Source organism: Stappia sp., assembly GCF_965276915.1.
GTDB lineage: Bacteria > Pseudomonadota > Alphaproteobacteria > Rhizobiales > Stappiaceae > Stappia.
Genome location: NZ_OZ255709.1, coordinates 1262329 through 1272987, shown reverse-complemented (window position 1 = coordinate 1272987; position 10659 = coordinate 1262329). Strand labels below are relative to the sequence as shown.

General features: G+C 58.3%; 12 protein-coding genes. 3 read left to right on the top strand and 9 right to left on the bottom strand.

The annotated features are described in order from the left end of the window. Positions 1 to 111: 111 nt before the first annotated feature. The 5 genes from ACQY46_RS06020 to ACQY46_RS06000 all read right to left on the bottom strand — a co-directional run bounded on the left by ACQY46_RS06020 (position 112) and on the right by ACQY46_RS06000 (position 3938). Positions 112 to 1554, bottom strand: coding sequence for an ArdC family protein (locus tag ACQY46_RS06020; RefSeq protein ID WP_428699366.1), 1443 nt, complete (start codon positions 1552 to 1554; stop codon positions 112 to 114). Positions 1555 to 2150: 596 nt separating this feature from the next. Beyond that, complete coding sequence (locus ACQY46_RS06015) at positions 2151 to 2438, bottom strand: type II toxin-antitoxin system mRNA interferase toxin, RelE/StbE family (protein ID WP_067338022.1); 288 nt, start codon at positions 2436 to 2438, stop codon at positions 2151 to 2153. A gap of 8 nt (positions 2439 to 2446) precedes the next feature. Next, positions 2447 to 2683, bottom strand: a complete 237-nt coding sequence (locus tag ACQY46_RS06010; protein ID WP_249693746.1) for a CopG family ribbon-helix-helix protein — start codon at positions 2681 to 2683, stop codon at positions 2447 to 2449. A 113-nt stretch (positions 2684 to 2796) separates the two neighbouring features. Continuing rightward, entirely contained in the window at positions 2797 to 3570 is a 774-nt protein-coding gene (locus ACQY46_RS06005) for a hypothetical protein (protein ID WP_428699365.1), read from the bottom strand. After that, a complete protein-coding gene (locus ACQY46_RS06000; protein WP_428699364.1) occupies positions 3567 to 3938 on the bottom strand; it encodes a hypothetical protein in 372 nt (123 codons plus the stop codon). The genes ACQY46_RS06005 and ACQY46_RS06000 overlap by 4 nt, the downstream gene beginning before the upstream one ends. 159 nt (positions 3939 to 4097) lie before the next feature. Between ACQY46_RS06000 and ACQY46_RS05995 the strand changes: the two genes are divergently transcribed. The 3 genes from ACQY46_RS05995 (at position 4098) to ACQY46_RS05985 (ending at position 5514) form a co-directional block, all read left to right on the top strand. Beyond that, a complete protein-coding gene (locus ACQY46_RS05995; RefSeq protein ID WP_428699363.1) occupies positions 4098 to 4679 on the top strand; it encodes a recombinase family protein in 582 nt (193 codons plus the stop codon). Positions 4680 to 4876: 197 nt separating this feature from the next. After that, entirely contained in the window at positions 4877 to 5230 is a 354-nt protein-coding gene (locus tag ACQY46_RS05990; RefSeq protein ID WP_428699362.1) for a type II toxin-antitoxin system RelE/ParE family toxin, read from the top strand. Further along, positions 5227 to 5514 carry a helix-turn-helix domain-containing protein gene (locus ACQY46_RS05985; protein WP_249693736.1) on the top strand — a complete coding sequence of 96 codons (288 nt, stop codon included), beginning with the start codon at positions 5227 to 5229 and terminating at the stop codon, positions 5512 to 5514. Before ACQY46_RS05990 ends, ACQY46_RS05985 begins: the two co-directional genes overlap by 4 nt. Before the next feature lie 475 nt (positions 5515 to 5989). On the opposite strand, the gene ACQY46_RS05980 is transcribed toward ACQY46_RS05985, so the two are convergent. From ACQY46_RS05980 to ACQY46_RS05965, 4 genes are read right to left on the bottom strand one after another with little or no spacing between them, the layout of a single operon-like run. Further along, positions 5990 to 6325, bottom strand: coding sequence for a hypothetical protein (locus tag ACQY46_RS05980; RefSeq protein WP_428699361.1), 336 nt, complete (start codon positions 6323 to 6325; stop codon positions 5990 to 5992). Then, a complete protein-coding gene (locus ACQY46_RS05975; protein ID WP_428699360.1) occupies positions 6322 to 9126 on the bottom strand; it encodes an AAA family ATPase in 2805 nt (934 codons plus the stop codon). Before ACQY46_RS05975 ends, ACQY46_RS05980 begins: the two co-directional genes overlap by 4 nt. A gap of 3 nt (positions 9127 to 9129) precedes the next feature. After that, entirely contained in the window at positions 9130 to 9909 is a 780-nt protein-coding gene (locus ACQY46_RS05970; RefSeq protein ID WP_428699359.1) for an alpha/beta fold hydrolase, read from the bottom strand. An 8-nt stretch (positions 9910 to 9917) separates the two neighbouring features. Further along, positions 9918 to 10655, bottom strand: a complete 738-nt coding sequence (locus tag ACQY46_RS05965) for a class I SAM-dependent methyltransferase (RefSeq protein WP_428699358.1) — start codon at positions 10653 to 10655, stop codon at positions 9918 to 9920. Positions 10656 to 10659 lie beyond the last annotated feature (4 nt).

Here is a 10659-nt window from a genome sequence, read left to right as displayed (position 1 = left end):
ACTGGCGAGCCCGCGTCAATACGATGCAGGATTACCCGAGGAGAGATTCGTCACCGCGGACTCGTGACAACATCACTAAAGGCTTGGCAAAGCGATCGGCTACAGGATCATCTAGCTGGAGTCGTTTTCTGGGCCGTAAGTGAGCATTGCGCCACCGCTGACCGCGACGACTCCGCTGTTGTTGCTGTCAAACGATCGTGCGATGAGCAAGCGGCGTAAGGCAAATAGCGCGATAATCGGCAGGGCGACGCCCAACAGCGCTCCGTTGCTGTAAATGAACGACCAAGCTATCGCGGCCAGCGTGGCAAGAAGGAGCAGGACCGAATATTTTCGAACGGACGACTTCGAAAGCCGTTCGTGTCCTACAAAGCCTTCCCGTGACACGAAGGTCAGCATGAGGCCAACCAAGAAGATCGTAATGAGCACGCCCTGATACGAGTAGCGAGTGAGTGTTTCGCCCGTCTCCGACGCCCCGAGTCGGAACACCGTTACGATGATCGGTGTCACGAGCAGAAGATGGATGTTTATCCCCAAAAGGATCGGATTAAAGCGTACTTTGCAGGCTCGGAAAACAATTAGCACCGCTGCAGCCAGAGTCGCACCGATCCAACCGGCTGTTTCTAGGTCAACGTTAGATCGCAGCAACGCAAGGAATGCGAAAGAAGGAACGCTTTCTAGAATGTCGGTGAGCCATTGCCGCTGAAGTGATCCCGACATCCGCATCGCCCTCTGCCAATTCGATACAAACCTTAGGGTACCAAAGACCATTGCGGCGGCGACCCCACGAATGCGATCGCCAGACGACAAGTTGCTCGCCTTACTCGAATCCCTCTGATTATGCCGACGCAAGTGAGCCGCAGGCGAGTGCTTCTGGCTCAGAGGAGCAGATGTCGGCATAATCCGGGTGTCGGCATTATGGACCAGCTCGTGACACAGGGTCGAGTAGAATCCCTCGGCCGGCGAGGTGGTGGCGGTGCCGGTGAAGCGGCGGCGCTCGGGCATGCGGATCATGTCGGCGGACGGGATATAGCAGGCACGGTCCCCGCCTTCCTCGATCCTGGCGCCGGTTGCCCTGGCGAAAGCCTCGGCGCGGACGATCGGATCGAAGACGGGCTCATTGGGCAAGGGCTGCTCCTCGGTGGCAAGATCGAGCCCCTCGACCTGGGAGGCGTTGAAGACGAAGCTGGCGCGGGCCATGAAGCGCTCGGCCTGCTCGCTCTCGCCGGTCTGCTCGTTGGTCTCCTCGATCGACAGCGTCTTGTAGAAGACCACCAGCGAAGATTTCTCGCCGCGACGCACCTGCGCTCCGCGCGCCTGCCACTGGCGATAGGTGCCCCACAGATGCGAGGGATAGTCCTGGACCTGCGCCGCCACCCAGAGCGAGACGATGTTGACGCCATTGTAGGGATTGCCGGAGGCGATGTTGACGGGGCGCTTCATTGAGCCGCCCTTGTTCCTGATCCAGGGCAGGCTGAACTCGCCGGCGCTCTCGAGCGCGTCGACGATGCGATTGGTGATCTCCTGGTGGACATCGAACTTCTGAATACGGGCCATGATCTCTCTCCTTGTGCCTGTTGAGGCCGCGACCACTGCGGCCTGACGGCGTCCGGAGAGGGAGGGAGAGGCGCGCCCTTGCACCCCGAGCGAGCGGAGCGGTTAGCGAGTGGGCGGGCGAAGCGGAAAGACGGCGCAGGCCGTTGCAAGGGCGCTCCTCCCCTGCCAGGACCGCCAGCAAAGGCCGCAGGCGGCGCGGCCAGGATGGTGGGCACCAAGGAGGCATGGCCCGGGAGACCGGTGGTGGCACCGGAGAGCGGGAAACGGATCGAGATCAGGAGGCGACGGCGTTCAAGGCGCTACCGCTGGAACCGCCAGGGACGAACTGCGGATCGAAGAGAAGCGCGTCCGTCTCTGCCCCGGAGACTGTTGCGGCATCATCATCGCTGCTCGGATGGTGCTATCGGGGGCGGAACGCCAGCGAGCCAGCGAGGTGGTGAGGCCGGTTGCGACCAGTGGCGACGCAGGAGATCAGGCCGAGGACGCGAGAGAAGCATGCTGGGCACAAGGCAAGTGGAGAAGTAGCACCGACAGCGACGCGTTGCTCAGCGACAGGCGTGGGTTTCATGTCCACAAGCGGTCGTCAGGAAATTGGATCAGGCCTCATCGGGCCATTGGCGCGCGCCGTGTTGCACGAAGAGGATCTGGACCTCGGCATCCGTCACCCGATAGGCGACGATATAGGGCGTGCCAGGGATGACGAGTTCGCGGGTGCCGCTGATTTCGCCGCGACGACCAATGAACGGATTGGCTGAAAGCAGCTTGCCGGTCGTGGTGTGGATGGCGTGGAGGACACGGGATGCGGCTGCGGGATTGTGCTGGGCAATGTAGTCGCTGATTGCCGCGAGCTCGTTCAGGTATCTTTTGGTCCAGACGATCCGCACGTATCCGGTTACGCCTGAGAGTATTTGTTCAGGACGGCGGCTATCTCTTCCTCGGAGGCGAAGCGGCCGTTGTCGGCGTCCTCGATCCCCTCCTGCACCCCGGCGATCCACTTTTCCTGCCAGGCAAGCGAGCGGCCATGGCTGAGCGCATCCTCGATGATCCGCTCACGGGTCAGGGAAGAGCGCGCCGCCAATGCATCGATACGGCGGCTGATATCGTCGGACAGGGTATTGTGGTCAGCCATGAGAGTATTTTGCCACGATTGCCGGGTCGAGGCCAAGCAAAAAAACATAATCAATTACAAAGAATAAGACGCGAGAGACGGCACTGCTCGCCGTTGTATTCGCACCGCCGCCCCTATCGGGTAAGGCCGGGGACGGATGCGGGGGTGAAGGAGGACGGGATCATGTCGTCGTCGATGGCAAGGCCGGTGTCGGCGGCGGGACCGGAGGAAGACGGCGCGGCAAGGTCTGCGTCCATGGTGACCTCGGAGGCCAGTTCCGGCACCTGCGCGCGCACGGCATCGGGCATGGCGGTCTTCAGCTCGTCGCGCATCTCGTCGAACTCCTCGCGCGAGATCTCGCCGGCATCGATCCGCTCGCGCGCTTCGTCCAGCTTCTGCTGGTAATCAAGAATCTCGTCACGCTCCAAGGTCAGTTCTCTCACCCGCTCAAAGTCAGGCTTGTACGCTTCCCAGCGCGGGCGGGAATTCTCGATGAGATCGGGATCGATCACGGTCAGATCAAGCTCGCTCCCGAACTCGTCAAACACCCGTGTGCCGTCCTCGGTCTTGAACACGCGGCGACCGTCTGGGAGCACATGCGCCTTCAAGAGCAGGCCGTCGAGACGTTCGCGAACAGCGGCCAGTTCGCGCTCGTTCTCCTGCAACGCGGCAACGGTGGCGGTGTCATAGCTGTCGAGCTCCACGCGGAATGTCTCCATCTCGCTGGCGGAGACCATCACCATGGCAAAGTCGATCAACTCCGCTTCATCGCCCTGCGCATCCTGACGGCGATCACGGCGCAGACGCTCTTCTTCCTGCTGGCGTTGGAACGCCCGCAAGTGCGCGGCAAGACCGGCGCTTGTGCGGAAGGCGCGACCGAGATCACCGATGACGGGCTGATGCATCATTCGCCGCACTCCTTCTTCAGAAGGCTGGCGATGATGACGGAGGGGGTGTACTGCCCGTTCTTTCTGAACGCTTCCTCAAGCATCACAAAGGTGCGGCCTTCACCCGTGAAGTACCAATCGTGGATGCAGTTCATGCCGCGCTCATCACGAGCACCCGATGCCAGGGTGTCCTTGCGAAAGCGGGCATAAGCCATGCCAGTGACGATGCCGCTGACATAGGCATAGCGTTCCTTGAGGTCCATCTTCTCCAAAATGAGCTCGCCGGTCATCGGCTGCGCCTGCGAGGGATGAAGACCGGTCGCGAGGAAGAACAGAACTCCGGAAAGACCTGCCTTCAAACCTCTTGTTACTTTTCCAACACCGCTCAAAACCGTCCCGTTTTGTGAGTATTTGAATAATACGCTCAAAATTTGGTATACTTTTATAGAAATCAGGGCCTTGAGTGCCCATGACCGATCACACCCGCCGGACACGGCGGCAGGAGCAATAGGGGACGGTTTCGAGACAGGTAGGAAGTGAGCAAGTCATTGAAAAAGAACAAAAAGATCGCATACATCCGCGTGTCCACCTCCGAGCAGCGCCATGATCGCCAGGTCGAGGGCCTGCGCCAGTTCTGCGACGAGCTCCATATGGAGACCGTCTCCGCCTGCGGCCACAGCCGACCCGTCCTCGACAAGGTGCTGGCGCGCCTCTCCCCCGGCGACACGCTGGTGGTGTGGGATCTCGACCGGGCGTTCCGTTCTGTGGTTGATGCGCTCACCCATGCCGAGGCGCTGCGGGCGCGCGGGGTGCACTTCCGCATCGCCAATCTCAACATCGACACGTCCACACCGGCCGGCATCTTCGTCTACACGATGATCTCGGCCCTGGCCGAGTTCGAGCGGCGCACGCTGTCCCAGCGCACCCGCGAGGGGATGGCTGCCGCGCGCAAGCGCGGCGCGCGGATCGGGCGGCCTCCCGCCTTGAGCCAGCGCGACATTCGCAAGGCGCGGCACCTGATCGAGCAGAAGGGACTATCGGCGAGTGCCGCAGCCCGCACCCTCGGTGTGGCCCGCTGGACGCTGGTGCGCACCCTGCGGCGGCACGAGGCAGCGGTTGTCTCGTGTTGAACAACTGGCGGCAAACAGCCGAATCTGCTAGCCTTAACCGTATGAGAACACGCTTAAAATCCTCGCCCGACAGCGCATTCGCAGACGTCAAGGAGCGACACATTCTTACCCAATCCACGCGCGGTAGGATGGCCGTCCACGGTCTTGTTGCCACCGTAGTGGAACGGGACCGCCGACCGGCGGGAAGAACACGATGATTGCAAAATCATGTCAGATTTGATATATTAATCATGTGGGTTGTTGAAACACTCAACGCGACGGTCGATGCGGAGTTGGAAGCGCTTCCGGCCGATCAGATCGCCAAGTTCCTGCGGATTGGCGAGTTGATCCAGTCACTGGGACTGGAGCGCGTTCGCGAACCCCATGTGAAGCATCTGGAAGGCCCGCTCTGGGAAATCCGGATGAAGGGCAGAGATGGCATTTCCCGCGCCCTTTATGTGGTGGCAAGGCCAAAGCGGGTGGTCGTGGTCCGGGTGTTTGCCAAGAAGACGCAGAAGACCCCGCGCCGTGAGATTGAGCTCGCCTTGAAGCGGGCGGAGGACGTGACATGACGAAGCTGAATGAACTGAAAAAGACGTTGCTGGAGCGCCCCGACGTGCGCGCCGAATACGAAGCCCTGGCGGAAGAGTTCTCGATTGCCGAGGCGCTGATCCGCGCCCGCGCCGAGGCGGACATGACCCAGGAAGAGGTTGCCCGGAAGATGCAGACCTCGCAGTCCTATATCGCCAAGCTGGAAAGCGGCCGCGTCAGCCCGTCGATGAAGGCCCTGCAGCGCTATGCGGCGGCGACGGGGTCGCGGCTGAAGATCAGCCTTGAGCATGCGACAACGCCGTAACACCGGGCAGCGCGGCGGCACGCACCCTCGGCGTGTTGTGTTGGACGGTGGTGCGAACACTCAAGCGAGAGCGTGAGGCGAGATAGGTAGGAGAGTGAAACAGAACTGCGAATTCTGATTGAGCGTCGGCTTTCGACGCAATCTCTGTGATCCCATGATCACCTACGGCTTCCCAAAAGCAGTCATTCCCATCGCACCCATCGATCGACGGATGCAGGCTAACCTCAAAGCGGGGACATTTCAGGGGAGCACATCAGAGCAGGTCACTGCGAACTCAGTCACGAAAGTCTATGTGCTCCGAACGCCAACTCCAATCAGAACAGTCCAGATGCGCTACAACGAAATTTCTGGCGCGCCTTCCTCTTGTCGAGGCCTTATCTTCTACCTATCATTAAATAGCACTCAGCGCAGGAGGATACGATGCCTAACTAAGCATTCGCGCGGCACCCGAATATTGGGCTGCCGCGCCTCTTGCCTAAACATTAGAAGAAGCTTCGCGGATAAGCGTCTGTACTTCTTCGAACTCTTTAGCTGGATCCAGGGAAGTACGGGTACCGGAGCGGTCGACAATAACGATTTGGACTTCCTTTTTTTTACTCATTGCATGAATCGTCGATGCCACCTGCGCGATAGACGCTGCTCCTCCCGCTATCGCGATCACCAGCGCAATTATTCCGCCATCCCTCTCACCAGATGTCTGCGGTGGTTTGACGCCGACGCCGTCCCTCTCAAATTGCTCAAGCAAGGTGGATGTGACCTCATCCACCACTGTCGAATTCTCACCTGCCACCTCGATCGTCACAATGCTCACAACACGATTCCTTTCGTTCGCTTGTCGATTACCTTTAGAAGCTCGCTAACTAGTTTGGTATGCTTCCGCCCCAAACAAAAGACTACATCTTGCCGGATTTGAATCAAAGCGAGACGATTGCTGCCAGCCGCACAAAGATCGGCCGCAGCGACAATCCTTTCTCGACTTCCCTCTCGCCCGGCCATGGCCAGCAAAATTCCGTCGTTAGCCCGAGTGTAGATGTCGTATTCATCGTTATTCGCTGTAAGAGGCCGTACCAACTCCATCCAAGTTTCGGCCGCTGAAAGATTTCCGCGATACAAGTTGAGCGTCGCAAGCGTGTTGGCAACCTGCATCATCTCCATGCGGCCAATATCTTGGATGGAGAGTTTGCAGAGTTGCTGCTCAAGAGGTTTGATGCGATTATCGTCAGGACCGCCCTGGCGGAGATATAGTTGAATCAGATTTCGTCGCGATTCGACCGCGTTTATGCTCATCCCCAGCATTTCCGCGATTTCAAGGCCTTCCTGTAGTTCTCGGTAGGATGATTCAAAGTCGGCAGACTTCCAACTCACTTCACCGCAGTTGCCTTTAGCGATTGCGACGCCCGCCAAATCGTTCGTAGCCCGTAGAAGCTCTGCTGCAGAGCGCAGAAGCATCCGTCCCCGCTCACCACTCAAGCCACGAATTCCGAGACATGTTCCTAGTATCAACTGCGCCCAACCGATCGCCCTTAGGTCGCCTGGACCGGGAATTACAAGCTGTTCGAGGAGGTCTTGCGCGGTCGACCAGCGACCTTCAAAGAAATCGGCTATCGCGAGCTCAAGGAGAGCTGCGCGCTGGCTTTGCTGATCTGATCTCAAAGCATGCTTCGCATGCAATCGGCAGGCGCTGTAATCGCCGGCCCACCAGGCCGCGCGGGCTTTGGCGAGTAGCAATCTTGGATCTGCCCGGTCGCCCCCCTCAAATTCAAAGCGATCTGTGACCGCCAACAAGGTCGCAAGGAGCTCGCTATCCCCGCGGCGCGACAGAATGTCGATAGCCTCGATTAATGCGCTGTCGCCCCCGCCCTTAGCCGCCGCAACCGCGGCGTTCGCCAAAGCGCGAGAAGTGACGCGTCCTTCGGCAATGCGCATCGCAGTTGCGACCGTGCCGGAGGAAAACTGAAGATCGGAATTCAAACATAATTCGATGATCCTAAGCGAGGCGGTGAGCGCATTCTTACCCGTCTGTTCGGCTTGCCAGTAAGCGACGATAGCATTCGCTACCGCATCGCCGCTGTCGATGCTAACGCTATCGCGAACAGCATCGTGCAGTCGGAATAGGTCCTTTGATTGGACCAGCAAACCGAGACCACGAAGACGGTCGAGTTCGGTTTCTTCCACCCCTGTGAGGGCGCAGAACAGAGATTGGCTGCAGTATCCACCGGCAGTCCGAAGTATCTGCTCGGTCCGTTGTAGAGCGCTCGGTATGGCGTTTGATTGGTTACCTCTGAGCGCCGTGAGGAATGGCAGAGGATATCCACCGCTGATCGCACAAGCACGGGCAATACTGTCTTGGCTCGATCTGCGTTCCTTGACTTCCGGCATCTCCGCTAGCTCATTGAGCGACATCGGTTCAATATCCACGTTCTGAGTTGTGATCCCCGGCACGCTCTTGTCGTGCCGGGTGGTAATCAAATCAACACCATATTGGTCAAGCACCTTAAGGATGGCGAACCAGCCCGGATTGGGCAGATTCTCGCCGCCGTCAATCGCGATTACGGGGTGAGGGTTCCGGGCGACGAAGGCACGGACTGCGGTGCTGAGTGTATGCGCCACAACCAACTCCTGATCCGACTCCGGCATCACCTCAGTGATTGCTTCTACTGCACGCTGGCATACCGTCTCGGGAGACAAATTCGTGTCTCCCCGAGTAAAGCTCGCAATCGGGCATTGCCCAAGGAGACGCGCAACTTGTTTGAGTACGACACTCTTGCCAGTCCCACTGGCTCCGGTGATGCATACTCGCACTCCGTCACGACTACGCAGCAACTCTAAGGCTTTTTCGACGAGGCTTGACCGGAACACTTCAGCGATAGACGAAGCTGTCGGAGGGATATGCACTCCTGATGGGAATGGCCATCGCGTTGGATCTCCCAACAACACCGAGGTAGGTGATGTGACGCCCGTGCGGGCTGCCCTCCGGGCAACTTCCATGGCAAGTGCTCCGACGGAGGGCATCGCCATATTGTCGGTATGTCGCAAACTGGCTAGGAGGATAGAACTAAACTCTCCCATCGGCGATGCGAAACCCTCAACTGCTATTCCGCCATCATTTGCCATGATACCGCAGAATACCCGGGCCGCATTTGCACGACCGGCCAGAATTCGCAGTTGGCGAGCAAGCGAGGCGAGGGTTACGTGACACGCATCGAGAAAAAGGTATACCTCGTCCACACCCCGTACATCGGAGACGGCTTCAAGCAGTTCGGTCATGCCGATCGATGAGCCGAGACGGTTTCGAATCGAGGTGTCGTGGCAAAACAATACACACTCATCGCGACCATCGGGAAGCCGCAGAGTTCCACCGTGACCTGAGAAGAAAATCATCAGGGCATGTGGTTCGGCGGAAGCCTGAATTGGCGTCTCCCGAATCGCAGTGAGAATAGCATCCTTTGTGGCAGCATCGCCGACTAGACGGGTAAGGCATGCGTCGGAGACGCCTTTGCTCAGTATAAAGCGCTCAAACCACACGGCGTCTCGCGCGGCACCGGGCAGCGAGGAGAATATCTCCTTCTGCCGATAGGTCGACGCGCCGACGATGACCGCACGCATAAACATCTATTAGGTGCCGATGCTCTCCCTGAGGACATTCAGCAATTCCTCTGGAGAATCAAGCATGGAGAAGTGCCCTCCGTCGAGCGTTACCCGCTTGGCAGACGGGGCCACGTCTGCAAAATCCGACTGACCGATGTAGTCCGTTGAGCCGAAAACCAAAGTTAGATTGCCCATCTTCGGCACGGCTGATCGAAAGTCATATCCGTTTAGCGAGGCATTAACCGAGTCAGCGGTAGCGATGTTGTAGTTCAAGTATACGTCAGGGAGCCGGCGTGTTCGTCCACAATATGCTGGCATCGCTAAGCGCATGAGCTCCCGGCCGGCTTCGGCAGTTCCCTCCTGGGAGAGCTCCCCGATCCGTTTCAGTATTTCTGGTTCCACCCGCTGGACTAGCCGGGCGCCAACAGTGTCAAAGCCATGTCGATCAAGCGGAACCGGATTGAATAGAACGGTCGAAGTTGGCGATGCGGAAAGCTCAAGGCATGCAGCTGCGGCGAGATAGGCTCCCCAAGAGTGAGCAGCAAGTGCAAAGCGGTCGGTTTGAAGGCTCCTAATAACCGCAGCAGTCGCGTCAATGGCTTGACGGGCTGTCGGCGGGAGAGAGGAAACAGACGCGCCGCAGCCGGGCTGATCGAACAGCACAACCTTGTGGCGATCTTGTAGTGCTTCGAGTGGTGCGAGATATTCGCTTGAGAGGCCGGGCCCTCCTGCAATGACCACCAGCGGTAGACCCGAGCCGAATGTCCGGACCGCGATGTCGCAGCCTTCGATAGCTATGGTTTTCATAAATTAAACTAGCTCCGTTCGTACAACTGCCCAAAAAAGCCGTACTGCACGTACGGACTTCCCATCCACCATTCTATCAACTCGCGATGGATCACCTCAGGAAGGGGGCTGCCCACGCCAAGTTCTGCAGTGCGATACATATATTTGAAGAGATCCTCGCCGGCATGCGGAAAGCTATTGTTTACAACGATGGAGTCTTCATACTGGAGGGTGAAACCATATGCATCTAGCTCATTGGGGAGCAGGGGGCGGAGCGCCCTGTTCTTGCTCTGGGCACGAAGCGCGCGTAGCGCGCTTACAAACTCGCGCGGCTGCGGATCAAATGCTAGAAGATCATCTTCAGCATCGAAGATCAAAAGCTTCGCTCCTATTTCGCTCCGCGCGGAAACGAACTTATAAACGGCTTCTCGCTCGGCGACATGAAGCAACACGAGCCGCAATAGATTGAAGTCAAAACGGACGTCAGACGGTATTTCGTCAAGTTGCCCGACGACGTGCAGATTTGGACGGGATCGACGCACGGCCACTTCACGCATCTCTGAGTCAGCCTCCACGCAAAAGAATTGCTTTCCTGGAAAAAGATCGTCGAGAAGAGTGGCATAAGCAATATTACCGCACCCGAAATCGAGGACTGTTCGAGCCTCGGCCCACCCCGGCAACGAGAAGAAATGACGCTCGAATGGAAATTGGAGCTTGGTTTGTAGAGTGAGCATATCTGAATAAACTGCCGTTCGAGATGTTACCATTTTT